The following is a 25,115-nucleotide window of genomic DNA, read 5'->3' on the forward strand; positions in this document are numbered from 1 at the left end:
TGTTACTTTCGTTTTAAGTCGAATGATTGTTCCCAATCAAAATTGGCGTGAAGGTTGATTTCTTTGGGCAGATAAATCACTTCTTCGGATTGTCGTTTTTCTAAATAACTTCCTGTATCCCAAATTTTATTTTTATTGTCGTCGTAAATAATTCGAAGGGTATAAATTTCGGGTTCTAAAGCTTCAAAATTGATACTTGTCTCTTTTTCCGAATACTCCGTTGCTTTTACTTTGCCATCTTTATCGGTAAGTTGCACAATAACTGGAAATCTTTTAACGTTTTCTAAAATCACTTTCATATTTCCATATTCAGAAGCATTTTTTGTATTAATACTATATTTTAAAGAGTCACTTTTATGCTCGTAAAAATCTTCTAAAGCACCAGGTAACAAAGCAATTTTATATTTTTCTGCTGGTTCTTTTTTGAAATTTAGGTAGAGTTTTTGATTTATCTCATCGTATTCGGTTTCAAAAGGAATGACAACTGAATTTTTATTAGAAATAGCAATTTTTGATTTGTCAAATTTAAGAAGCGGAGTAGCACTAGTTAAAGTAAACCGTTCCCGAAGCGGCAAATTACCTTTAAATTCCGCACTTATGGAAAGCGTGTCGGCTTTTTGATTTTTCATTTTCACCGTAAATTCTTTGGTGAACGTATTTTTTTGAACGGTTACATGCAACGAATCTGTTTTTATTGGTTTGAACCAAATTTGCAACGAATCTTTTTTTGGGAAATTAGTAATAATTGTGGGGAGAATTTCAGTACCGTTTTTTACCGTGACTTTTACCGCTGAAGCGTTGCCTTCATAACCCAAAAGCATTCTATTTTTGGAGGCTTGTGTGGGTTTTAGGACATTAAAAGACATAATTTCTTTAAACAATTCCACTTCAAAAATTGTGTCGTTTGGAATCGTAATATATTGTTTTTGGAAACCAATTTTATCCGATTTCGGGTTGAATTTGTTATTTCCGTTGTCTTTTAAAGCTACTAAAAGATATTTTCCTGCTTTGAGATTCTCAAGTTTTACGATTTTTAAACTATCTAATGTATTGGTTACATACTGTGGCGTTTGCTTGTAAATGGTGGAGTCGTTGAATTTTTCATTAATTTCATAAAGCATCACCGAAACAAAGTTGTCGGTTTTTTTCTCCAATGCGTCCTTAACTTTCACACTTAACGCCAGCGAATCGATGTAACTTCCAGTTGAAAAAACGTATTTGAATTGCGAAACAGGATTCCCCTCATTATTATCTTGAATACTTTGACCAAAGTTAAAGCTATATGTAGTGTTGGGTCTCAACGTATCTTTTAGTCTTATAGTGAGTATTTTACTGGCATTTTGTGGCAAAATATCAGGTTCATTTTTCATAGGTGGTGAAATAATCAACTGTTTATTCACATTTTTTAGTTTTACATATTCATCAAAAATCAATTTTATTTCCTTACCATTAAAATTAGACGAAAAATTTTTAGGATAACTCGCTTTTAGAACGGGGGCTATGGTATCTTTTTTCCCGCCAGTTATGTTGCCACGCTTGGCGCATCCCAGCGTTAAAAGTATAAAAAGTAAAGAAAAATATTTAATAGTGTTTTTTAACATGAAGTCTTTTTTCAAAGCACAAAATAACAATTATATTTATTGTGAATGAAATGTTTTTGGGGAATATTAAAATCTGGCGGCAATGGCATTGTTAGTAATAACCACTTCCACCAACAGATAGCCCTTTATAAGTAAGTACAAAAAGTCCTGTTAGAGCAGTTGCAATCCCCAAAGGTAAAAGCAAAGTTTTAATTATTGAGAACTTCCTTTTTTTAATACTTGTTATGTCTTTTATAGGAATTTGTTGTTCTTCAAAATTCTTGGACACAATTATGGCGCTGTCTTTTGTAGTACGAAAAACTATTTTGTAATGTTTATGGTTGCGTTCTAATTTGTATGTTTTGCCCGCTTCCAGCTTTCATGTATCGTTGGCAATTGCTTTATAACTGAAACAACTCTCAAATAATAACACAATAGCAAATAATAAGAATAATTTTTCATGGTCTACAAATGTTAAGTTATACTACTAATAATAACGAAATGTTTTGAATTTTAGTATGTTAAGTTCAAGTTAACTATGTGCCATCGCCATACAAACAATACTTATTTTAGCATTCGGAATTTTTAATAAAGCCCTACTGCATGCTTCCAGAGTTGATCCAGTTGTAATCACATCGTCGAGTAACAAGAAATGTTTGCCATGATCTTTTTCTGAAAAATGAACATCAAAAATCGTTGCAATAAAGTCACTTCTTCCAAGAAGATCTTTTTTGGTTTGCGTTTTGGTATGTGTTTTTCGATATAAAAGATTCTCATTGTAAGCAATATTTAATTCGCTTGATAAAGCTTTGCCAAAACCAGCCACTTGATTATAACCGCGTTCGCGTAGTCTTTTTTTGTGTAACGGCACTGGAATAATGTAATCAATGTGCTGCATTTGTTTTAGATCTTTCAATACTGTAGCATACCAATTCCCTATTGTTTCGCTTATTCCTTCTTGTCCTTTATATTTTAATTTGTGAATCATTTCTTGAACAATTCCCTTTTTATGAAAATAAAAAAAAGCAGCACCAAACTCAAGCGGAATTCTTCCATAAAATTTTTGCACCAATTCGTTATTTTCTGTTGCATGATGATTGGTCAGCGGAATTTCATGTCTACATTTTGTACAAAGCACTACTTCGTTTTTCAACAAAAACGATTCGCAACCCGCACAAGACTTCGGAAAAAATAAATTTAGTAGGTGATGTAGCATATCAAATGGTTAGCAATTGATTTTTTAAATCTTCAATAGAATTGGCAGTATTCAAATCGGTATTATCTATTTCATACAAATCAGAAAAGGTCTCAAATGTTGAACCATCATATCGAGTTCTAATAGAACCTTTGGGATAAAACCTTCTTTTTTCTTTAAAATCTTTTTTTGAAATCCAACCACAAACAGTTAAAACATCGTTTGTTTTATTAAAACTGCAAAAAATATAAATATCAGGGTCAAAATAATCTTGTAAGCCAATAAAATTGTTGGTATAACTAGATTTTACCGCAGTGGTTCGCCCCATTGTTTTTACATCAATTTTATGATTGTTAAAAACTAAATCAACACCATTATCAAAACCATCTTCACCGTTGAAATTTCCTAAATCAAATAAATTTAGTATCACATTTTGACCAATTATCCCCGTTAATTGCTGTTCAGGAGTTCCATTGGCAGTGTAACGGTGTCCTAAATTGAACTTTGAAGCCTGGCCTTTACAATGATTTATAATTATTTCAGTAACTGATATACTAAACATTTCCATAGAGATTATTAGCTAAAGTAAGAAAAACCTAGGTGATAAAAAAATAAAAAGAGTATTGAATGTTTTTATATTTTTGCACCACTATGGCAAAACAAGAAGATTTATTCAAGAACGTAATTTCACATGCAAAAGAGTACGGATTTATTTTTCCGTCAAGCGAAATTTACGATGGTTTGAGCGCAGTATATGATTATGCGCAAAACGGAGTAGAATTAAAAAAGAATATTAGAGAATATTGGTGGAAAGCCATGGTGCAGATGCATGATAATATTGTGGGGCTTGATGCCGCAATCCTAATGCACCCAACCACATGGAAAGCTTCCGGTCACGTTGATGCGTTTAACGATCCATTGATTGATAACAAAGACTCTAAAAAAAGATACCGTGCTGACGTTTTAATTGAGGATTATGCCGAAAAATTAAATCTGAAAGCTAAAAAAGAAATCGAAAAAGCACGCGAGCGTTTTGGTGATTCTTTTGACGAAGAACAATACAAAACCACCAATCCAAGAGTGATGGAATACCTTTCAAAAGAAAGAGAAATTCTAGAAAGAATGGGGCGTTCGTTAGGTTCAGGTGATTTAGAAGATGTAAAAGCATTAATTGAAGAACTAGAAATTGCCGACCCAGAAACCGGTTCAAGAAACTGGACCGAAGTGCGTCAATTCAACTTAATGTTCGGAACAAAACTGGGTGCTTCTGCCGAAAACGCAATGGATTTATACCTGCGTCCAGAAACGGCACAGGGAATTTTTGTCAACTTCTTAAACGTGCAAAAAACAGGAAGAATGAAAATTCCATTCGGAATTGGGCAAACCGGAAAAGCCTTTAGAAATGAGATTGTTGCACGGCAATTTATTTTTAGAATGCGTGAATTTGAGCAAATGGAAATGCAGTTTTTTGTAAAACCAGGCGAAGAAATGAAATGGTATGAATATTGGAAAGAAAACCGCTTAAAATGGCATTTGTCATTAGGTTTAGGAAGACAAAATTACCGTTTCCACGACCACGAAAAACTAGCACATTATGCGAATGCAGCTGCGGATATCGAATTCAATTTCCCGTTTGGTTTCAAAGAATTGGAAGGAATTCACTCAAGAACCGACTTCGATTTGAAAGCGCACGAACAATTTTCGGGTAAAAAATTGCAATATTTTGATACCGAAACCAATTCCAATTATGTTCCTTATGTTGTCGAAACTTCCGTTGGTTTGGACAGAATGTTTTTGGCCGTTTTTGCCACTTCATTACACGAAGAAACGTTAGAAGATGGCTCAACTAGAACAGTTTTGCGTTTGCCAAGTGTTTTAGCACCAACAAAAGCAGCCGTTTTGCCATTAGTAAAAAAAGATGGTTTACCAGAAGTTGCCCAAAAAATTATCGAGGATTTGAAATGGGATTTCAATGTTGCTTATGATGAAAAAGATGCCGTTGGAAGACGTTACCGAAGACAAGATGCATTAGGAACGCCTTTTTGTATTACGGTTGACCACCAAACGTTGGAAGATGAAACAGCAACGATTCGGCATCGAGACTCTATGAAACAAGATCGAGTAAAAATTTCAGAAATGAGAACAATAATCAACGAAGAGGTTTCGGTTAGAAACTGGCTGATGAGAATGTAAATCTTAAAAATGTCTTTCGAATAAAACAAATTTAAACTCAAATTCAAATAATGACTTTGGGTTTTGTCGTTTTGTAAGCATTTGTCCGAATAAATAGTGACATATTAACAAGACGACTGTATATATTAACATTCTTTAAAATATAAATATCATTTTTTTACTTTCGTTGTAACGAAAAAAATACGTTTAACACGTTTATTTTTACATATTAAATTTGATTTTAATCGTTAATAAAACCATTAGTTTCCCCAAAACTACTCACATAACAACTGCTACTGCTTTCCCGACAACAAAGGAAATGCATACATGAGCCATACTTTTATCATTATTGATGACACTCAAGACGATGTCACGAAAACGCAAGCCATTGCTGAACGTTTTCGCAATTTGTCATTTTTGGCATCGGCTACTACTTATGACGATGGTGTGAATTTAATTTTGGAGCATCAACCACATCTTGTTTTTTTAGAAATAGATCCTTCCGATAAGAAAAGCCATCTTTCATTATCCTTAATCAACGAATTGTACCGCTATTTACCCGTTGTTCCTAAAATTATTGTGACCACGAGCAAAAAAGATTTGGCTTACGATGCTTTACAATATGAGGTGGTCGATTATTTGTTGAAACCGTTGAATATTAACGATTTTAGAAAAGCCGTATTGAAATTTGATCGCGCTATAAAATCTGATTTGCCACACATGGAAGTCAAAAACCCAGCTGCTACTTATGAGGTTTTAGACGAAGCAGAAACTCTAAAAGTAGAAATGGCTGATGTGGACGTAAACGACATTGAGGTTAAAATCACACCAATTACTTTGGAAAAACCAACTGTAGTTCAGCAAGAAAAAGCATTAATAATTTGTGTTAAATCCTATGGTGATTATCGTTATATCGATTCAGAAGATGTGCTTTATTTTGAAGCCGATAACAATTCAACTGATATTCATTTGAATAATGGCGAAATGATTACGGCCTTTAAAACTTTGAAACATTTTGAAACCGTGTTGCCGCCTGCACAATTTTTACGCATTCATAATAGTTACATTATAAGTATCAACCAGGTATCAAGGATTCATACGGGCAACACGGTTTGTTATATCAAAAATTCTACTACGAAACTTCCTTTTTCAAAATCCTATAAAGAAAATGTAGATTTAATCATCAGCCGAATAGCTGCGGGCAATTATTTAGAGATTTAAAGTAGTAGATTTATTAGAAATAAAGTTTGGAAACTGATGTATAAAAATCAATTTAATAAAGTTAACAAGAAAAAGAATTAAAAAAGATTGTGAAATAGTGCTAAAATGCACATAGCGTTGTGAATCTTGAATTTCAATTGCATTTATTAATTACTTTTGCTCAAAATATGGAGTCAAAATGCATCAAAAAAAACTAGTCCTACTGTTTCTGCTTATTGTAAATTGTTTTGTTTTTTACGGTCAACAAATTATTAAAGAAACAAATTACACCTTAACGTACTATCCCAAAACTATTGAAATTGAGTTTAATTCGAATGTAACGAACGACATTAGATTGGAGGATGCTTTTACACATCAACAAATTGGGATTAATCAACAATCAGCTTCCAAATTTGAAATCAGCGCATTCCCTCCTGCTCAAATTCTTAAATTGGAGTATACAATGAACGATACAAGAACTTCGAATCCAATTACAACTTATATAGCTACTCCGTCGGCATCCACAGGAATTATAAATGTATATTTTAATCATCCTGTAGATACCAGTTTTGCTCAAATTCAAAATGCTGTCAACCTCTCAAATACGATGGCTACTACGCTGATATCGTATATCAATAATTGTCAAAGCACCATGGATATTGCTATTTATAGTTCTTATTCACCTTCGGCAACTACTGGTATTGCAGGAGCTATCAATGCTGCATATAATCGAGGCGTTCAAGTACGAGTTATATATGATGGTTCTGCAAGTAATTTCATTCCGTTATTAAACACTAATATTCACAGATTGCCTAGTCCAACCACTTCCGCTTATACCATTATGCATAATAAATTTGTGATTTTTGATGCTGCTAATAGTGATGCTACCAAGCCGTATGTTTGGACAGGATCTACTAATTGGACTACTTCTCAAATTGATGGTCCTGACAAGAATAGTGCTATTGTTATTCAAGATCAAGCTTTAGCGCTCGGATATAAAATAGAATTTGAAGAAATGTGGGGCAGCACTACCGCAACTCCTAATGTTACAAATTCTAAATTTGGTCAATATAAAACTGACAACACTCCCCATCACTACATCATTGGCGGAAAAACCATTGACAGCTATTTTAGTCCCAGCGACGGAACTACAGCAAAAATAGTGGCTTGTTTAAACTCGGCAAATAGCGATAGTGAAGCTGCCGTAATGGATATAACAAAAACCGATTGTAGCGGCGCAATCATCAGTAGATATAATGCAGGAGTTTCTAAAAGTTATGTTGTTGTTGATGGTCAAAATCCTGCCGGGAATCAAATTACAACTTTACAAAACACATTAACCACTTCAAAAGCGGTGGTTTATAACGGTTCTGGAATTATGCATCATAAATTTGTTGTAATTGATAATTATAATGCTAATTCAGACCCTCAAGTATTATTGGGATCCCACAATTGGAGTAGTTCTGCCGAGACTAAAAACGATGAAAATACTCTTATTGTTCATGATTTGAATATAACCAATCAGTATTTTCAAGCATTTGCCTATTTATTTCAGTTAGCAGGAGGCGTTTTAAATACTTCAACCTATCAAGATACTGTTTTTTCTATTTACCCTAATCCTTCCAAAGGGATTTATTCCTTTACTTCCAACGATGAATTTAATGCTAATTGGAAATTGAGTGTTTATAATTGCTTGGGGCAAAAAATACTAACTACTTCACAAGATTCATTAACAAACAACACAATCGACTTATCGGAACAACCAGTAGGAATGTATTTTCTTGAATTTGAAAGCAGAAACAAAACCCATCATTATAGGGTGATTAAGAATTAGTTTTTTTTCTAAATTCCATTAAGTTTTTATTTTTTTGATACTGCTGTAAACTTTTATTTTCTTTCAATTATTCTTTTCTCATAGGCAAAGCAAAATTTAGCAATCAAACTAATTAAGGAGGTTTTTAATTTTAATCATTTACTTATTTTTCCCAAATGTGTATTTTAAAATACGGCTAAAACTTGTAATGTAATTTCCCTTCGCAACATTTTTAAGATTAATAAATAGTATCATTAAAATACTTCTATCGTAATTATAAGCATAAGCTTAATTACATTTTATTAAGACGTATGTTTTAATCTTTCTGTGTATTTCTAAAAAAAAAGACCATTAATTTTCGAAGTTCAATTTTGAACAACTTTTATTTTTGATTAACATTTTAATAGTTAAACATCGAAAAAAATACCTGCGAAGAAAATAGTTCGTTAGAAAGAGAACTAATTTTCTACCATTTTACTCAAAAAATCCAAAATCATCCACCATAATTTGGGCATCGTTCACTATCAAATGATGTCATTCTACCATAAACACCATTGTGAGTAGGGATTCACACTTGCATCCTTTTTAGTTTTACATCGTTATCTAGAAGAAATAATAAATATGTTTTTTAGGTTTAACACAAATATAAATTTAAAAATTAACTACATAAATTCTAAAATTATGAAAAAATTAGCAACAACGTTTAGTCTATTAGCTGTAATGTTAGTAGTAACATCTTTTACAACCTCAAGTGAAATCGGAGGGAAAAGTACTGGTGGTGACTTCACCCTAGAAATTGGCGGAAAAAGTACAGGTGGTGATTATACATTAAACATCGGAGGTAAAAGTACAGGTGGCGACTTCACACAAGAAATTGGGGGAAAAAGTACAGGGGGTGATTACACTTTAAATATAGGTGGTAAAAGTACTGGTGGTGACTAGTACTAAAACTATAATAATAATTTAGAAACTATCAACTAAAAGTTGATAGTTTTTTTTATTTTTGGTAAAAATATAATTAAGTGTCAAAAAAAACAATATATATATTTTACTTCATATTTTTTTATAGCTGTTCTAAACAAAAAGAGCAAATTAATTCTAATAAAAGTTCATCTGATAGTTTATCGTATTACATGCATTTGTCAAACAGAAATGGCATCAGCAATAAAGATAAAATTTTGGCGTTAGAAAAATCATTCCTTTTTAGTTCCAAATTAAAAAACACCAAAATTAATAGGGATACTATTTTCTCGATTTCCTATAAATCATATTTGCTGAAAAACTGGCCTAATTTTAACATAGTCAATAAATTTTTATTAAATAAATCCCTTGAGAGTAAAGACACCATAAATTTAATCAAATCATACAGGTATAGAGGAGCCTATTTTAAAAACATTCAAGAACTTGACAGTTCTTTTTATTATTATGTCAAAGCTGAAAAATTGTGTACAAAAATTAATGACCAGCTTAATCTAGCAAACGTTTTATTAAATAAAGGAATTGTTCAATTTTCAATCAATGACTACCTAGGCTCTGAATTATCTCTTTCAAAAGCAGCATATATTTTCAAAAACAGTAATGAAAAAGATAAATTGTATGGAACATTAAATCAACTTGGTTTGGTTTATAATGAATTGAAGGATTACGATAAAGCATTTGAATATCATACAAAAGCGCTCGAAACCGTAAGAGAATATAATTTACAAAGCAATATTCATCAAGAAGCAATTTGTTATAATAATATTGGTTATTTATATATTAAACAAAATAAGTATGATTTGGCTATATCTAATTTTGAACTTGGGTTAAAAGATAAATTAATTTTAAAAGACGATCCAGACTTATATGCTCTTCTGATTGATAATTTAGCGTATTGTAGATTTCGGTTAAATAACTATGAAGATTTACCCAAATTATTTTATGACGCACTAAAAATTAGAATAAAACTTGAAAATTATACTGTTATTGTTGGGAGCTATATCCATCTTTCAGAATATTATCAAAAAAAGGGAGATAATTTTAAAGCAGTTACCTATTCGACAAATGCCTTAAATGTTGCCAGAAAATCGAAAATCCCAACCAATATAATTTTAGCATTAAAACAAGCATCTCTTGTAGATAAAATAAAATCACCTACATTTTCAGAACAATACATTCGAATTAGCGACAGCCTTCAAATAGCGGAAAGAAACTCCAAAGACCGCTTCGCTAGAATTTCTCTAGAAACCGACGAAATCATTAAACAAAATGATGTTTTAGAAAATAAAAATAGAACCTTACTCTACATTTTTTTAGTTACGTCTATTATAGTGGTGTTACTTATAATGGTACGTGCACAAAGAACACGAACCCGAGAATTAGTTTACAAACAAGCGCAACAAATTGCCAATGAGGAAATTTTTAACCTCATGATGTCACAACAAACCATTATAGACGATAGTCGCTCCAAAGAAAAAAAACGTTTGGCACAAGACCTGCACGATGGTATTTTGGGACGAATGTTTGGCCTTCGGTTGAGTTTAGACAGCATAAATGCAAACAATGACGCTGATGCGGTGCAAAAACGAAACAGTTTATTGAATGAGTTGAAGATCATAGAGCAAGACATTCGTGAAATTTCGCATGATTTAAATAGAGAGAAATTAGTTTTAATTAATAACTTTGTTTCTATTGTTCACAATTTACTCGAGGAGCAAAAAGCATTACACTCATCGAGCGTAAACTACTCTATTGATGAAAATATAAATTGGGATAAAGTAGGCAATACTGCCAAGATTAATATGTTTAGAATATTGCAGGAAGGATTGCAAAACATCAATAAATATGCTAATGCCAATGAAATTAAAGTAGCTGTAAAAGGCGATAACGAAAATGTTTACCTGAAAATTGAGGATGACGGGATTGGTTTTGATGTAAACAAAAAGAGTAAAGGCATTGGAATGCAGAACATGATATCTAGAACGAAAGAATCTGAAGGAATTATAGATATTAATTCAATAAAAAATAAAGGAACTAAAATAACTATTACCATACCTTTAAAAACTAAACCAATAATTGAACAACAAGCATGACAAAACCAACAAAAATATTAATAGTAGACGATCATCCCTTTATAATTCAGGCATACAGAAACGCACTAGACAAGTATAGTTTGAAAGGATTACAGTTTGAGGTGACTCAAGCTAACAATTGTAAAACAGGTTATGAAAGCATTAAGGAAGCAAAATCACCATTTGATGTTGCCTTTTTTGACTTTAGTATGCCAGAATATGCAGAAAAAGGAATTTTCTCGGGCGAAGATTTAGCCGCGTTATTAAAAACCGAAATGCCCAATTGCAAAATTATTTTGTTAACGATGCATACGGAATTGCTCAAAATTAATAACATTATTAAAAACATTAACCCAAGCGGATTAATTATTAAAAACGATTTGACTTTTGATGAATTAATTTTTGCATTCGATAAAATTATCAACAACGATAGTTATTATAGTCAGACGGTGATAAAACTAGTAAATCAAGCGCAATACACCAACATAGAAATGGACGCTTTTGACAAACAAATAGTATTTCATTTGTCTAAAGGAGTAAAAACCAAAGATTTACCATTGTATATTCCGTTGTCATTAAGCGCTATAGAAAATAGAAAACTCAAAATTCGGGAAGTTTTGGCAGTAAAAGGCGAAACGGATAATGATTTAATAAACGAAGCTAAACATAAAGGTGTCATTTAACCTTCGATAGGCAAACTAAAACAGCATTTTTTAAATTATTATTTTAACAACTGTAAAAAAAGTGTTTGGTTCTAAAATTTTAATCGAAAAGCGAAACTCCAAAGTTTCGCTTTTTTTAGTCCTTCAACGCATCCCAACCCCTAGCTCTTAAAGGAATTTTACTGTTATTTCTAGTTATTAAATGAATTCCTTCGCTTTCTTGAGTTAAATGTCCAATAACGGTAAAGTTAGGATTGGCTTTTATTTTATCAAAATCTTCTAACGCAATGGTAAAAAGCAATTCATAATCCTCACCACCATTAATGGCCACGGTGGTACTATCAATATTAAATTCCTCGCAAACATTGATTAATTGCGGGTCAACCGGAATTTTTTCTTCATATAAATTACAACCTACTTTGCTTTGCCTACAAATATGAATAATTTCTGATGACAATCCATCCGAAATATCAATCATCGAAGTGGGTTTTACTTCCAGTTTTTCCAGTAAAGTTTTGATGTCATGACGCGCTTCGGGTTTTAGTTGTCGTTCTATCAAATAAGTATAGGCATCCAGATCGGGTTGATTATTTGGGTTTACCTGAAACACTTGTTTCTCTCGTTCTAAAACTTGTAATCCCATGTATGCCGAACCTAAATCGCCGGTAACTACTAGTAGATCGCCATCGTTTGCTCCACTTCTATAAATCAATTCATCTTCATTAGCTTCGCCTATGGCGGTTATAGAAAGTATCAATCCCTTTTGAGACGAAGTGGTATCACCACCAATAACATCTACATTATAAAATTTAGCTGCCATGGCAATGCCGTCAAACAATTCTTCCATGGCTTCTAACGGAAATCGATTAGAAACTGCTACTGAAACCGTTATTTGTGTTGGCTTCGCATTCATAGCACAAATATCCGATAGGTTTACTACCACCGCTTTGTAACCTAGATGGCGCAGCGGCATATAAGACAAATCAAAATGAACGCCTTCAATCAGTAAATCGGTTGAAACAACTATTTTTTTTGTACCAAAATCCAAAACAGCAGCGTCATCGCCTATACTTTTTAAGGTAGAAAGTTGCTTAACATCAAAATTTTTGGTCAAATGTTCAATCAAACGAAATTCTCCAAGTTCTGAAAGTGCAGTTCGTTGCGGATTTTTATCTTCAATCATTTTTTTATCTTCAAAAATTAAAAGCTCAAAGGTACAAAGTTTTTAATGCAAAGGTTTTTGAGTTTTCTATTCCTTTTTACTACTTTTAAAAAATCAATAGACCTTTGTAACAATCTTAATTTATAGATACCAATAGCAATACATTAAATAAAAATTCATTTAGCATGAAACTTACCATAAGCAATCTTACCAAAACATACCCAAACGGTGTAAAAGCATTAGACAATTTAAATCTTGAAATTGGAACAGGAATGTTTGGGCTTTTAGGGCCAAACGGCGCCGGGAAATCGTCGTTAATGCGAACCATTGCCACGCTGCAAAAACCAGATAGTGGCACCGTTTATTTTGATGATATTAATATTTTGGAAGATCAAATGGCGTTGCGCAAAATTTTGGGTTATTTGCCGCAAGAATTTGGTGTTTATCCTAATATCTCTGCCGAAAATTTACTAGATTATTTTGCGCGATTGAAAGGTGTAGCCCTTCAAAAAGAAAGAGATGCTATTGTAAAGCAAGTTTTAGAGATTACCAATTTATATGATGTTCGCAAAAAAAATGTAAGCGGATATTCTGGCGGAATGAAACAACGTTTTGGTATTGCACAATTATTACTTAATAATCCAAAATTAATAATAGTTGATGAACCTACCGCAGGTTTAGATCCAGTTGAAAGACATCGGTTTTTGAATGTTTTACGTGAAATAGGCACCAACCATACCGTTATTTTTTCTACTCATATTGTTGATGATGTAAAAGAATTGTGCAACGAAATGGCGATTTTGAACGGCGGAAAAATAATAACACAAAGCACTCCCAAAGCGGCAGTTGAAAGCTTACAAGGTAAAATTTGGACTAAAACAATTACAAGAGAACTCTTGGAAGAAAACGAAAAATTATTCAAGGTAATTTCTTCTAATTACAATGAAGACAATAGTTTAAACATCAAAGTGTATAGCGAAGAAAAACCAGATGATAGTTTTACAATGACCCAACCACAGCTGGAAGAAGTTTATTTTGTTGCACTAAAAAACGACAACTAACATGTTTGGAACCATATTTACTTTCGAATTAAAAAGATGGTTAAAAAACCCAACTTTTTATGTTTTCTGCGCCATTTTTTTCTCCTTCTCTTTGTTTATGATGGCAAGTAGTTTGGGAGTTTTTGACAATTTTAAGTCAACCACCGTAGCAAATGTTTATGCTAATTCTGCTCTTGAACTCAATAATTTACTGGTGGCACTCTCTACATTTATTTATTTTTTACTACCAACAATTGTTGGCGCTAGCGTGTATAGAGATTTTAAATACAACATGCACACGGTTTTGTTTTCCTACCAGTTGAACAAGCGAGACTACCTTTTTGCAAAGTTTTTTAGTGCTTTTTTAGTGGTAGTTATCATTACTTTATGTGTTGGATTGGGTTCCTTTTTGGCAGCGTTTTTGCCTGGTGTAAACCCAAATTTGGTCGGACCACAACGCTTTTTAGCGTATTTGCAGAGTTATTTGATTTTTGTAATTCCAAATTTGTTTTTTTATGGCGTAATCGTTTTTTCGGTAGTTACTATTTCTAGAAATGTAATGGCTGGTTATGTTAGTATTATCTTGATGTTTTTTCTGCAAGCCTTTGTGGGCAATATGATTGACGATGCCAAAGACAAACTTTTCGTTTCTATTTTTGATCCGTTTGGAATGGAAACTTTGAATAATTATACCAAATATTGGACGGTTTTTGAAAAAAATGAAAATTTGCTCCCGTTTGACGGCGTTATTTTGTACAACAGATTGCTGTGGTTTGGGATTTCGGTCTTACTTTTTATACTGATTTATCGTTATTTTTCGTTTACACAAAACGCTTTGAGCTTAAAAAGAAGTAAAAGTGAAGAACGTTCTGTAAAAAATAATTTTGGCAGCATTACCAAAATTAATCTTCCAAAGATTTCTTTTGATTTTTCATTGGCTCAAAAACTTAAAACCGTTTGGAGTCTATCTAAATATGATTTAAAATACATTGTTAAAAGTTGGATTTTTCTTGTAGTTGTTGTGCTTGGGCTTTTGTTTGCTTTTACAAGTATTAGTTTTTCCGGAATAATTTTCGGAACGAAAACGTATCCTGTTACTTGGCAAATGCTTGGTATAGCAGGGGGTGTTTTCAGAGTGTTTATCAACTTGATGACCTTCTTGTTTTCAGGATTACTTATTCATCGCGGCAAAAACGCTAGAATGAATCATTTGCTAGATATAACACCAACATCAAACTGGGTTTTCTTACTGTCTAGATTTTTAGCCATCGTAAAAATGCAGATGATTCTGTTATCGTTAATATTCATTTCGGGGATAACGTATCAAATTTGGAATAATTTTTATGATTTCGAAATTGGACATTATTTATACGAACTGTTCGGTTTGCGATTAATCCATTTCGTTGTGTGGGCGTTGCTAGCAGTATTTATTCAAACGCTTTTTAAAAATTATCTCCTTGGGTTTTTCGCTTTACTGATTATTTCACTTGGGTTGACTTTTTTACCTGAATTTGGCATAAATCAGCAAATTTTCATCTTTAATAGTGATACCGGTTTTTCTTATTCCGACATGAACGGTTATGGTCATGCGTTGGGGTTGTATTTTGTTTACAAATTGTATTGGATATTATTAGGCATTGTGTTTTTTGCACTCTCACTCTTATTTTATGTTCGCGGCGTTGGACTAATGGTGAAAGATCGTTTTAAAGAGGCTAAAAAAAGAGCCACCATAAATATTATAATTCCTTTATTTCTGGCTTTAATTGGATTTTTAAGTATTGGTGGGAAAATATATTATGAAGACAATATCAAGGAAAAACATAAAACGGGACAAGAACTAGAGAAAGAAAGTGTTTCATGGGAAAAAAAATATAAAAAATACCAGAACAAACCGCAGCCTAGAATTGTTGACATCAAAATTGATTTGCAACTATTTCCCGAAGAACGAAATTTTATGGCTAACGGAACTTATACTATCAAAAACAAAACAAAACAACCGATAGATACTATCTTGATTGATTATGCCAAAAGAACAAAGCTTTCGTTTAGTCAAAAAACAAAGCTTGTTTCTAAAGATACGGTCTTTAATTTCGATATTTATAAGTTAGAAAAACCTTTGCAGGTTGGCGAAACAATGGTGTTGAAATTCCAATTGAAAAATGAACCAAACACGACTCTTCAATCGAGTTCGCCCGTTGTTTTTAACGGTACGTTTATGAACAATCAATACTTTCCACGAATTGGTTATACGGATGACAATGAATTACAAACAAAGGATTTACGCAAAAAATATGGTTTGAAACCCAAAGACAGGATGGCAAAACCCGATGATAGTATTGCGCGTCAAAACACTTATATTAGCAATGATGCCGATTGGATAACATTTGAAACCACTGTAAGCACTAGCGGAGATCAAATTGCCCTTGCACCTGGTTATTTAAAAAAACAATGGAAAAAAGACGGAAGAAACTATTTTCATTATAAAATGGATCAAAAAATGCTGAATTTCTATGCTTACAACTCTGCACGATATGAAGTAAAAAGAGACAAATGGAAAGAAATTAACATCGAAATTTATTATCATAAACCTCATTATTATAATGTAAACCGCATGATTGCTGGTGTGAAAAAGGCGTTGGCCTATTACACTGAAAACTTTAGTCCCTACCAACATAAACAAGTACGAATAATTGAATTTCCTAAAACAGATGGCATGTTTGCACAATCGTTTGCCAACACGATTCCATTTTCTGAAGGTATCGGATTTATTGCTGCCGTTGATGATAAAGACCAGGACGCTGTAGATTATCCTTTTTCGGTAACTGCGCATGAAGTGGCTCATCAATGGTTTGCCCATCAAGTGATTGGGGCCAATGTGCAAGGAGCTACTTTATTGTCTGAAAGTATGGCAGAATACAGTTCGCTGAAAGTACTGGAACATACTTATGGCAAAAAACAAATGCGCCGCTTTTTGAAAGATGCGCTCGATAAATATCTTCAAGGACGCACTTTTGAAAGTGGCAAAGAACAACCATTGATGTATAATGAAAATCAACAATACATTCATTACAACAAAGGTTCGCTAGTTTTATATGCATTGAGCGATTATATTGGTGAAAAACAAATGAATGCTGCCATCAAATCGTACATCAATAAAGTCGCTTTTCAAGAAGCACCTTATACTAATTCGATTGAACTTGTTTCCTATTTGAATGCTGCTACACCCGATAGTTTGAAATATTTGATCAACGATATGTTTGAAACCATTACACTTTATGACAATAAAATAAATAAAGCCACCTCCAAAAAGTTGAAAAACGGGAAATATGCGGTAACTATCGACTTTAATGTAAGCAAATACAAATCAGACGATACCGGAAAAAGGAGGTTTAAAGATACTCATGGAAAAACCTTGTCTTATTTAAAAAAAGGAACCAAATATCCTGTTAATTCTTTTCCACTGAACGATTATATTGAAATTGGAATATTTAGTGAACAAACGCTCAAGAGCAAGAAACAAGAAAAAGAATTGTTTTTGAAAAAGATAAAAGTGACCAAAATTGACAATACGGTTACCTTTGAAGTCAACGAAAAACCAACAGAAGTAGGCGTCGATCCTTACAATAAATTAATTGATACTAATTCTGATGATAATAGATTAGGGCTTTAAAAATCAACTACAAAGTACTATAAGTTTAGTAGTTTGTATGAATTACACCTGTAAAATGCGAAACCCAATAACGAAAATTATTGGGTTTGTCTATCATCTATAAGTCTATCATCTAAAACTAATCATTCAACTTCAACACCGCCATAAACGCTTCTTGCGGAATTTCAACATTACCAACTAAACGCATACGTTTTTTACCTTTTTTCTGTTTTTCCAATAATTTACGCTTACGCGAAATATCGCCACCATAACATTTGGCAGTAACATCTTTACGCAAGGCTTTTATCGTTTCTCGCGCTATAATTTTGGCGCCAATTGCCGCTTGAATCGGAATGTCAAATTGTTGTCTTGGAATTAATTCTCGCAGTTTTTCACACATTTTTTTACCAATGTTATAAGCATTACTCTCATGAATTAATGCCGAAAGCGCGTCAACTGACTGTGCATTTAATAAAACATCCAGTTTTACTAATTTTGACGCTCGCATTCCAATTGGCGAATAATCAAAAGACGCATAACCTTTGGAAACAGTTTTTAATCTATCATAAAAGTCGAATACAATTTCAGCAAGTGGCATGTCAAAATTCAATTCAACTCTTTCTGTAGTCAAATAAGTTTGATTGGTAATCACGCCACGTTTTTCGATGCATAAACTCATTACATTCCCCACATAATCGGCTTTAGTAATGATAGTGGCTTTGATATAAGGTTCTTCCACTCGATCTAAACGAGAAGGCTCTGGCAAATCAGATGGATTATTTACAACAAAAGGAATTTCAGGGTCTTTTTTGGTATAGGCAAAATAAGAAACGTTGGGAACTGTTGTAATCACAGTCATATCAAACTCACGTTCTAAACGTTCCTGAATAATTTCCATGTGCAACATACCTAAAAATCCACATCGGAAACCAAATCCTAAAGCTGCAGAACTTTCAGGAAGAAATACCAGGGAGGCATCATTAAGTTGCAGTTTTTCCATCGAGTTACGTAACTCTTCATAATCCTCGGTGTCAACAGGATAAATTCCTGCGAAAACCATTGGTTTCACATCTTCAAAACCTCTGATCATGTTGGTGGTTGGCGTTTTGGCATCCGTCAAAGTATCGCCCACTTTTACTTCTTTTGCTTCTTTTATTCCTGATATTAAATAGCCAACATCACCAGTAGAAATAACATCTTTTGGCACTTGGTTTAATTTTAAAGTCCCAACTTCATCAGCAAAATATTCGTTGCCTGTTGCCATGAATTTGATTTTTTGTCCTTTCTTAATTTCGCCATTTTTTACACGAAAAATAACTTCAATTCCTCTGAATGGATTGTAATGAGAGTCAAAAATCAAAGCTTGCAAAGGTTCGTCTTTTACACCTTTTGGATGAGGAATTTTTTCGATAATGGCAGCCAAAATATTCTCTACCCCAAAACCAGTTTTCCCCGAAGCATGAATAATATCCTCAAGTTTACAACCTAATAAATCAATAATATCATCGCTGACTTCTTCTGGATTCGCACTCGGCAAATCTACTTTATTTAATACTGGAATAATTTCTAAATCATTTTCTAGAGCCAAATATAAATTCGAAATCGTTTGTGCCTGAATACTTTGAGCAGCATCCACAATCAACAAAGCTCCTTCGCAAGCCGCTATGGAACGAGAAACTTCATACGAAAAATCTACGTGTCCCGGAGTGTCAATAAGGTTTAAGATATAATCTTCGCCTTTGTATTTATATTCCATTTGAATGGCGTGACTCTTTATGGTAATGCCACGTTCGCGTTCCAAGTCCATATTGTCAAGCAATTGGGCTTTTTCTTCACGAGCGGTAACGGTTTGTGTGGCACCAAGAAGTCTATCCGCAAGCGTGCTTTTTCCGTGATCGATATGTGCAATAATGCAAAAATTTCTAATGTGCTTCATCTTCGTAAATCTGTCATTTTTAGGGCAAAAACCGCCCGTATTTAGTCGGCAAAGATAAGGCAAAGTTTTGATTTAAAAGAAGTCGATGACAAATTACCTAAAAAGCACTATTCAGTCTTTTTTTATAGTTTTTGGGTTCGTTTTTACTGTTGATTTTCCTTGCGATTTAAGTTCAGGATTTACAATAACTTCCGAATCAGGCTTTGCAGTATCAGGCAGAATTTCTACATCGCGTTCTTTTTCATATTGCTCCACATAAACGGCATAATCAGCGGGCTCAATTCGGGCACCCATATATTCAGCATAAACCCTTGTAAATTCTGCACCAAAATACAATATTGCAGCAGTGTAATACACCCAAACTAAAATTACTATCAGCGATCCTGCTGCGCCATAAGCAGAACCAGTACTAGTATAATTAATATAAATTCCAATTAAAAAGCGACCAAGCATAAAAAGACAAGCTGTAAAAAAAGCTCCAGATTTAACATCTTTCCACGAAATTTTTGCATCAGGCAACACCTTAAAAATCACACCAAAAAGTGTCATAATGACTGTAAAACTTATCACGATGTTTACAATCTGAAAGACTATAAGTGTAACATCGGGAAAATAATTTTTAAGCCAACTACTTAAAGCCAGCAAAGCCCCGTTCACTAAAAGCGAAACTATTAATAAAAATCCGAGACCTACAATTAAGGAAGAAGAAAGTAATCTGTCTGTGAGCAATTTTAGCCATCCACGTTTTGGTTTTGCTTTTACTTTCCAGATTATATTAATTGATTCTTGAATATCTACAAAAACGCTAGTTGCACCAATAATCAGTATTATTCCACCAGTAACAATTGCCATTGTTGTTTTGCCTGAAAGTTCCATATTTTTAATGATTTCCTGAATTTGAACAGCAACTTTGTCTCCGATAATACCATTTATTTCACCAAAAACTTGACCCTGAATGGCGTCGCGACCATAAAAAATTCCGGCTAATGAAATCATCAATAATAAGAGAGGAGCTAACGAAAAGATGGTGTAGTAGGATAGCGAAGCACTTAATTTAAGTCCGCTGTTATCAAGAAAACTGTTCATCGTATCTTTTAAAATCCTAAAAGCGGCATGTACTGTAACTTTTGTTTTCATTAAAAACTTTTAGTAGCAAAGTTATTTCATTGGAAACAAAATGATTTATAAGATTTTGTTTTTTTGTTGCAGAATTGATGTCAAATAGAACCTTGATTTCTATTTTCATTTAAAAATTGTAATTTTGTAAAAATTTACAGCATGCCAAAAATCGGCAACATCATATTACCTGATTTTCCACTATTACTTGCACCAATGGAAGACGTAAGCGATCCGCCATTTCGTAGACTTTGTAAGTTGCACGGTGCCGATTTGATGTATTCCGAATTTATTTCATCAGAAGGGTTAATTCGGGACGCCATCAAAAGCCGAATGAAATTGGATATTTTTGATTATGAAAGACCTGTTGGTATTCAAATTTTTGGTGGAGATGAAGAAGCTATGGCGATGTCGGCTAAAATTGTGGAAACGGTACATCCTGATTTGGTGGATATTAATTTTGGTTGTCCTGTAAAAAAGGTTGTCTGCAAAGGCGCAGGCGCAGGAGTGCTGAAAGATGTAGATTTGATGATTAGATTAACCAAAGCCGTTATTAGAAGCACTAATTTGCCGGTAACGGTGAAAACACGATTAGGTTGGGATGAAAATTCTATCAATATAGATGAGGTTGCGGAACGTTTACAAGATATTGGCGTACAAGCCTTGACGGTTCATGCTCGAACTCGTGCCCAAATGTATAAAGGCAGTGCTGATTGGACACACATTGCTCGGGTAAAAAATAATCCTAGAATTACGATGCCAATTTTCGGAAATGGCGACATAGATTCGCCCGAAAAAGCATTGGAATACAAAAATAAGTTTGGTTTGGACGGCATGATGATTGGTCGTGCCGCTATTGGTTATCCGTGGATTTTTAACGAAATTAAACATTATTTCAAAACGGGAGAACCTTTGGCACAACCAACTATGGCTGACCGCATTGAAGCTGCACGGAATCATTTAACTTGGTCGATGGATTGGAAAGGCGAACGCGTTGGTATTGTAGAAATGCGCCGCCATTACACCAATTATTTCAAAGGGGTAACTAACTTCAAAGAACATCGTCTTAAATTGGTAACGCTAGAATCCGGCGAAGCTTTGTTCAAAGCTTTAGTTGAAATTCAGGAAATTTATTCCGATTATCAATTTGCTTAATCCAACAGTTTTTTAGATACACGACTGCTTGCAATGATACTGGCAATAATGCCCAGAGAAACAATTGTTGCAAAAACAATCAATACATTTTGAATGGTGAAAACAACAGGATACGCTAACGATGCTGTAATCATAATTAATTTGAAATGTTGTTGCATTAAAACAATAATTATTCCTAATATCAAACCTATAATTCCGCCAATAATGGTTAGTAAACTTCCTTGAAGCAAGAATATTTTCTTCAAATCTTTTATTTCGGAGCCTAAATTATACAAGGTTTTTAAATTATCTTTCTTATCTAAAACCATCATGATCAATGCGCCAATTAAATTAAAAAGAGCAATAATTATTACTAAAGTAAATATTAAGTATACAGCAATATTCTCTGTATTCAACATTTTGTATAGCGTAACATTAAGTTGGGCGCGGTTTTTAACTTCTACTTTGTTTTGAAAAAGGCTTGTCAGTTTCGAGATGATTAGCTTTTCATCAGCATTGGGTTTAAGTTTAATTTCAATACCTGTTATTTGGTTGCTTTTAAGTTCTAATAATTCTTGAGTTAACGCCAAATCTGCAAATACATACTTACTATCTAAATCCTCACTGATGGCATAAATGCCCACCGGAATTAAATTTGTTTTAAAAAAAGCTTCCGCTTCACTTTCAATAACACCTTTGCCTTTTCGAGGAACGTAAACTTCGAACGGATTATTAAAATCAAAAATCCCCAATGACAATTTATCAGCAATACCATAACCAACAACAACTTGATACGTATCAGGTTTTAACCATTGACCATTATAAATGTTGTTGAGAACTACATTTGTTTTGGTAAAATTGGTATCAACGCCTTTTAAATGAGTTACAATTTCTTTTCCTTTAAAAAAGAAAAGAACACGTTCTTCAACCACTTTAGTGTATGAAGCGATACTGGGAATGTTCTTAATTTTTAATTCTTGGTTGGGCGAAATAAAAAAATTTTTACCAACCACCGCATTCAATTTTATATCAGGATCAATTGTATTGGAAAACGACAAACTAAAATCGCGCAAACCGCTAAAAACCGATAACACCACAAACAACGCCATGGTGCCCACAATTATTCCTACCGATGCAATTCCTGTAATAATATTGATAGCATTGTTGCTACTTTTGCTAAAAAGGTATCGTTTGGCTATGTAAAGCGGAAAGTCCAAGTTAAAATTTCTTGCGTTTGTCTAAAAGATCACGGTTTTCAATAGGATTTTCTTTGCCCGACAAAGCATTATCTATCTTTTCAATATAATCCAATGAATCATCAATGTAGAAAGCCAAATTGGGGACTTTGCGCAATTGCAATTTCACACGTTGCGACAAATCGTGTTTAATTAACGGCGAGTTTGTTTTTATAGCAGCCAATAATTCAGGTGCTTTGTTTTGAGGGAAAACACTCAAATAAACTTTTGCAATCGATAAATCGGTAGTTACAATAACTTTAGAAACAGAAATCACCAAGTTCGATATTCCATTTTTACGCACTTCACCTTGCAAAATATCAACTAAATCTTTTTGCAATACACCGCCAATTTTTTTCTGTCTATTCGTTTCCATCAGGCAAAAGTACAATTTTAAATTTTTATATGTATTGGTAGCGAAAGTTTTGACATTTCAGCAATCCTTATTCCCGCTATCCGCTTCAATCTCTGCGAGGATTTCCGCTTCTATCGGGGCTAGAGGAAAAACCAAACAACTTTGTGAACTTTGCGAAAACTTTGCGAACTTTGTCGTTAAATAACAAACCATGCGCAACATAGAACACATAGGAATAGCAGTTAACAATTTAGAAACTTCCAACTTGCTTTTCGAAAAACTATTGGGAACTCCACCTTATAAACTTGAAGAAGTGCCGAGCGAAGGTGTAAAAACCTCTTTCTTTAAAAGTGGATCAAATAAAATAGAACTTCTCGAAGCCACAAATCCCGATAGCCCAATTGCCAAATTTTTAGAAAAAAAAGGCGAAGGCATCCACCACATCGCATTTGATGTTGAAAATATTGTGGATGAAATAGTACGCTTGAAAAATGAAGGTTTTGTTGTTTTAAACGAAATTCCAAAAAAAGGAGCCGATAACAAATTAGTGGCTTTTTTACATCCTAAAGGGACAAACGGCGTTTTGATCGAACTTTGTCAAGAAATCCAACAAAAATAGTTGCATCCAATCAAAATTAATGCTAATATTGCAACCTCAAAACTGGTCCTATAGCTCAGTTGGTTAGAGCACCTGACTCATAATCAGGTGGTCCTTGGTTCGAGCCCAAGTGGGACCACATTTTATAAAGACCTCTTTTCTTGAGGTCTTTGTTTTTTATAGAAATTTACAAAACCAAAGAACCAGATAAATCGTTTATAAAGTAAGTGATGAATAATCATTCTTTCGAACAGTTTAGTGCAAGAAAATTTTAACTAGTCTTTTTTTAGGCATTAATTTTCGATTAAGTTTGTCGATTATATCTATAATTAGTTTTGACCGTTAGTTTTTTTTTATATTTTTACGCACTATGAAAATTGTCCCAAATAGAATCATCATTATTCTGGTTGTGTTTTTCCTGAAAAATACTGCTGTTTTTGCAGATGCAGGACCACCACCTCCTTCCTCTCCACCACCACCACCTGGACTGCCAGTAGATGGAGGTTTGTACATACTTTTGATGCTTTCTTTGTGCTACGGAATATATAAATTAATCAAATTAAAAAACATAAAAAAAGCTTCAAATTAACTTTGAAGCTTTTCTCTTTAAAACCTTTTTTTACGGCTTTAATGTTTTAAAGCGTGTAATCGCGCAACGTATTTTCCCACAACATCAAATTCTAGATTTACTTCGGAATCTTTTTTAAAACTATTGAAATTGGTGTGCTCATAAGTGTACGGAATAATTGCTACACTAAACTCGCTTTCTTTAGAATTTACAACGGTCAAACTAACACCGTTTACGGTTATTGATCCTTTTTCGATCGTAATGTTGTTCAATTGGCTGTCGTATTCAAAAGTAAAATACCAACTTCCATTAACTTCTTCAACTCGTTTGCAAACTCCAGTTTGGTCTACATGACCTTGAACAATATGTCCGTCAAGGCGATCGCCCAGTTTCAATGCGCGTTCAAGGTTAATAAAGTCACCAACTTTCCAACTGCCCAAATTTGTTTTTTGTATCGTTTCTTTGATTGCCGTTACGGTATAGTCATTGTTGTTTACAGCAATAACCGTGAGACAAACTCCGTTATGAGCAACACTTTGATCGATTTTTAATTCATTGGCTACAGCCGACGTTAACGTTATGTGCAGATTATCATTTTCTTTTTTTAATCCTTTGATAATTCCTAGGGTTTCTATTATTCCTGTAAACAT

At 33.4% G+C, this 25,115-nt stretch carries 21 protein-coding genes and 1 tRNA gene; 12 read left to right on the forward strand and 10 right to left on the reverse strand.

Annotation, left to right across the window (positions count from 1 at the left end; genetic code table 11):
- Positions 1-2: 2 nt before the first annotated feature.
- The 4 genes from Q0Q96_RS00885 to Q0Q96_RS00900 all read right to left on the reverse strand — a co-directional run bounded on the left by Q0Q96_RS00885 (position 3) and on the right by Q0Q96_RS00900 (position 3,337).
- A complete protein-coding gene (locus Q0Q96_RS00885) occupies positions 3-1,601 on the reverse strand; it encodes an Ig-like domain-containing protein (RefSeq protein ID WP_293870360.1) in 1,599 nt (532 codons plus the stop codon).
- Between the two features lie 91 nt (positions 1,602-1,692).
- Positions 1,693-1,869: a hypothetical protein gene (locus tag Q0Q96_RS00890; RefSeq protein ID WP_293870362.1), complete on the reverse strand. Its 177-nt coding sequence runs from the start codon at positions 1,867-1,869 to the stop codon at positions 1,693-1,695.
- 243 nt (positions 1,870-2,112) lie between these two features.
- On the reverse strand, positions 2,113-2,796 hold the full coding sequence (locus tag Q0Q96_RS00895) for a ComF family protein (protein ID WP_293870365.1): 684 nt from the start codon (positions 2,794-2,796) through the stop codon (positions 2,113-2,115).
- 1 nt (position 2,797) lies between these two features.
- A complete protein-coding gene (locus Q0Q96_RS00900) occupies positions 2,798-3,337 on the reverse strand; it encodes a hypothetical protein (protein ID WP_293870368.1) in 540 nt (179 codons plus the stop codon).
- Between the two features lie 89 nt (positions 3,338-3,426).
- Between Q0Q96_RS00900 and Q0Q96_RS00905 the strand changes: the two genes are divergently transcribed.
- The 6 genes from Q0Q96_RS00905 to Q0Q96_RS00930 all read left to right on the forward strand — a co-directional run bounded on the left by Q0Q96_RS00905 (position 3,427) and on the right by Q0Q96_RS00930 (position 11,693).
- A complete protein-coding gene (locus tag Q0Q96_RS00905; RefSeq protein ID WP_293870371.1) occupies positions 3,427-4,968 on the forward strand; it encodes a glycine--tRNA ligase in 1,542 nt (513 codons plus the stop codon).
- Between the two features lie 306 nt (positions 4,969-5,274).
- Positions 5,275-6,168 carry a LytTR family DNA-binding domain-containing protein gene (locus Q0Q96_RS00910; RefSeq protein WP_293870374.1) on the forward strand — a complete coding sequence of 298 codons (894 nt, stop codon included), beginning with the start codon at positions 5,275-5,277 and terminating at the stop codon, positions 6,166-6,168.
- A gap of 178 nt (positions 6,169-6,346) precedes the next feature.
- Complete coding sequence (locus tag Q0Q96_RS00915; protein ID WP_293870378.1) at positions 6,347-7,981, forward strand: phospholipase D-like domain-containing protein; 1,635 nt, start codon at positions 6,347-6,349, stop codon at positions 7,979-7,981.
- A 699-nt stretch (positions 7,982-8,680) separates the two neighbouring features.
- The gene (locus Q0Q96_RS00920; protein ID WP_293870381.1) at positions 8,681-8,902 is read left to right on the forward strand and encodes a hypothetical protein; all 222 of its coding nucleotides are present in this window, start codon (positions 8,681-8,683) and stop codon (positions 8,900-8,902) included.
- 80 nt (positions 8,903-8,982) lie between these two features.
- The gene (locus tag Q0Q96_RS00925) at positions 8,983-11,031 is read left to right on the forward strand and encodes a tetratricopeptide repeat-containing sensor histidine kinase (protein ID WP_293870384.1); all 2,049 of its coding nucleotides are present in this window, start codon (positions 8,983-8,985) and stop codon (positions 11,029-11,031) included.
- Positions 11,028-11,693: a response regulator gene (locus tag Q0Q96_RS00930; RefSeq protein ID WP_293870386.1), complete on the forward strand. Its 666-nt coding sequence runs from the start codon at positions 11,028-11,030 to the stop codon at positions 11,691-11,693. Before Q0Q96_RS00925 ends, Q0Q96_RS00930 begins: the two co-directional genes overlap by 4 nt.
- 115 nt (positions 11,694-11,808) lie before the next feature.
- Here the strand turns inward: Q0Q96_RS00930 and thiL are convergent, their stop codons facing one another.
- The gene (thiL, locus tag Q0Q96_RS00935; RefSeq protein ID WP_293870388.1) at positions 11,809-12,855 is read right to left on the reverse strand and encodes a thiamine-phosphate kinase; all 1,047 of its coding nucleotides are present in this window, start codon (positions 12,853-12,855) and stop codon (positions 11,809-11,811) included.
- A gap of 164 nt (positions 12,856-13,019) precedes the next feature.
- On the opposite strand from thiL, the gene Q0Q96_RS00940 reads away from it, so the two are divergent.
- Complete coding sequence (locus Q0Q96_RS00940; RefSeq protein WP_293870391.1) at positions 13,020-13,895, forward strand: ABC transporter ATP-binding protein; 876 nt, start codon at positions 13,020-13,022, stop codon at positions 13,893-13,895.
- A gap of 1 nt (position 13,896) precedes the next feature.
- Complete coding sequence (locus Q0Q96_RS00945) at positions 13,897-17,544, forward strand: M1 family aminopeptidase (RefSeq protein ID WP_293870394.1); 3,648 nt, start codon at positions 13,897-13,899, stop codon at positions 17,542-17,544.
- Positions 17,545-17,662: 118 nt separating this feature from the next.
- On the opposite strand, the gene lepA is transcribed toward Q0Q96_RS00945, so the two are convergent.
- Together lepA and Q0Q96_RS00955 are read right to left on the reverse strand one after the other, a co-directional pair.
- Positions 17,663-19,459, reverse strand: coding sequence for a translation elongation factor 4 (gene lepA, locus Q0Q96_RS00950; protein WP_293870397.1), 1,797 nt, complete (start codon positions 19,457-19,459; stop codon positions 17,663-17,665).
- 111 nt (positions 19,460-19,570) lie between these two features.
- On the reverse strand, positions 19,571-20,596 hold the full coding sequence (locus Q0Q96_RS00955; protein ID WP_293870400.1) for a YihY/virulence factor BrkB family protein: 1,026 nt from the start codon (positions 20,594-20,596) through the stop codon (positions 19,571-19,573).
- A 141-nt stretch (positions 20,597-20,737) separates the two neighbouring features.
- Between Q0Q96_RS00955 and dusB the strand changes: the two genes are divergently transcribed.
- Positions 20,738-21,730 (forward strand): tRNA dihydrouridine synthase DusB, encoded by a 993-nt coding sequence (dusB, locus tag Q0Q96_RS00960; RefSeq protein WP_293870403.1) that lies wholly within the window; start codon positions 20,738-20,740, stop codon positions 21,728-21,730.
- On the opposite strand, the gene Q0Q96_RS00965 is transcribed toward dusB, so the two are convergent.
- Together Q0Q96_RS00965 and rbfA are read right to left on the reverse strand one after the other, a co-directional pair.
- Positions 21,727-22,926, reverse strand: coding sequence for an FtsX-like permease family protein (locus Q0Q96_RS00965; protein ID WP_293870406.1), 1,200 nt, complete (start codon positions 22,924-22,926; stop codon positions 21,727-21,729). The two genes, dusB and Q0Q96_RS00965, sit on opposite strands and share 4 nt — an antisense overlap.
- A gap of 1 nt (position 22,927) precedes the next feature.
- On the reverse strand, positions 22,928-23,320 hold the full coding sequence (gene rbfA / locus Q0Q96_RS00970) for a 30S ribosome-binding factor RbfA (RefSeq protein ID WP_293870409.1): 393 nt from the start codon (positions 23,318-23,320) through the stop codon (positions 22,928-22,930).
- Between the two features lie 190 nt (positions 23,321-23,510).
- Between rbfA and mce the strand changes: the two genes are divergently transcribed.
- The 3 genes from mce (at position 23,511) to Q0Q96_RS00985 (ending at position 24,486) form a co-directional block, all read left to right on the forward strand.
- On the forward strand, positions 23,511-23,918 hold the full coding sequence (gene mce / locus Q0Q96_RS00975; RefSeq protein ID WP_293870412.1) for a methylmalonyl-CoA epimerase: 408 nt from the start codon (positions 23,511-23,513) through the stop codon (positions 23,916-23,918).
- Between the two features lie 44 nt (positions 23,919-23,962).
- Positions 23,963-24,036 (forward strand) — tRNA-Ile (locus Q0Q96_RS00980).
- 231 nt (positions 24,037-24,267) lie between these two features.
- A complete protein-coding gene (locus Q0Q96_RS00985; protein ID WP_293870415.1) occupies positions 24,268-24,486 on the forward strand; it encodes a hypothetical protein in 219 nt (72 codons plus the stop codon).
- 38 nt (positions 24,487-24,524) lie between these two features.
- Here the strand turns inward: Q0Q96_RS00985 and Q0Q96_RS00990 are convergent, their stop codons facing one another.
- Entirely contained in the window at positions 24,525-25,115 is a 591-nt protein-coding gene (locus tag Q0Q96_RS00990) for a riboflavin synthase (protein WP_293870418.1), read from the reverse strand.

Origin of the sequence: Flavobacterium sp., assembly GCF_025352015.1 — a bacterium.
In the GTDB taxonomy this organism is placed as follows: Bacteria; Bacteroidota; Bacteroidia; order Flavobacteriales; family Flavobacteriaceae; genus Flavobacterium.

Bases quoted from the DNA above. Each gene is read 5' to 3' on its own strand.
- Q0Q96_RS00945 (WP_293870394.1), top strand. From the start codon at position 13,897: ATGTTTGGAACCATATTTACTTTCGAATTAAAAAGATGGTTAAAAAAC.
- thiL (WP_293870388.1), bottom strand. From the start codon at position 12,855: ATGATTGAAGATAAAAATCCGCAACGAACTGCACTTTCAGAACTTGGA.
- Q0Q96_RS00885 (WP_293870360.1), bottom strand. From the start codon at position 1,601: ATGTTAAAAAACACTATTAAATATTTTTCTTTACTTTTTATACTTTTA.
- rbfA (WP_293870409.1), bottom strand. From the start codon at position 23,320: ATGGAAACGAATAGACAGAAAAAAATTGGCGGTGTATTGCAAAAAGAT.
- Q0Q96_RS00930 (WP_293870386.1), top strand. From the start codon at position 11,028: ATGACAAAACCAACAAAAATATTAATAGTAGACGATCATCCCTTTATA.
- Q0Q96_RS00905 (WP_293870371.1), top strand. From the start codon at position 3,427: ATGGCAAAACAAGAAGATTTATTCAAGAACGTAATTTCACATGCAAAA.
- Q0Q96_RS00910 (WP_293870374.1), top strand. From the start codon at position 5,275: ATGAGCCATACTTTTATCATTATTGATGACACTCAAGACGATGTCACG.
- Q0Q96_RS00955 (WP_293870400.1), bottom strand. From the start codon at position 20,596: ATGAAAACAAAAGTTACAGTACATGCCGCTTTTAGGATTTTAAAAGAT.
- mce (WP_293870412.1), top strand. From the start codon at position 23,511: ATGCGCAACATAGAACACATAGGAATAGCAGTTAACAATTTAGAAACT.
- Q0Q96_RS00985 (WP_293870415.1), top strand. From the start codon at position 24,268: ATGAAAATTGTCCCAAATAGAATCATCATTATTCTGGTTGTGTTTTTC.
- Q0Q96_RS00900 (WP_293870368.1), bottom strand. From the start codon at position 3,337: ATGTTTAGTATATCAGTTACTGAAATAATTATAAATCATTGTAAAGGC.
- lepA (WP_293870397.1), bottom strand. From the start codon at position 19,459: ATGAAGCACATTAGAAATTTTTGCATTATTGCACATATCGATCACGGA.
- Q0Q96_RS00895 (WP_293870365.1), bottom strand. From the start codon at position 2,796: ATGCTACATCACCTACTAAATTTATTTTTTCCGAAGTCTTGTGCGGGT.
- dusB (WP_293870403.1), top strand. From the start codon at position 20,738: ATGCCAAAAATCGGCAACATCATATTACCTGATTTTCCACTATTACTT.
- Q0Q96_RS00920 (WP_293870381.1), top strand. From the start codon at position 8,681: ATGTTAGTAGTAACATCTTTTACAACCTCAAGTGAAATCGGAGGGAAA.
- Q0Q96_RS00915 (WP_293870378.1), top strand. From the start codon at position 6,347: ATGCATCAAAAAAAACTAGTCCTACTGTTTCTGCTTATTGTAAATTGT.
- Q0Q96_RS00990 (WP_293870418.1), bottom strand. From the start codon at position 25,115: ATGTTTACAGGAATAATAGAAACCCTAGGAATTATCAAAGGATTAAAA.
- Q0Q96_RS00940 (WP_293870391.1), top strand. From the start codon at position 13,020: ATGAAACTTACCATAAGCAATCTTACCAAAACATACCCAAACGGTGTA.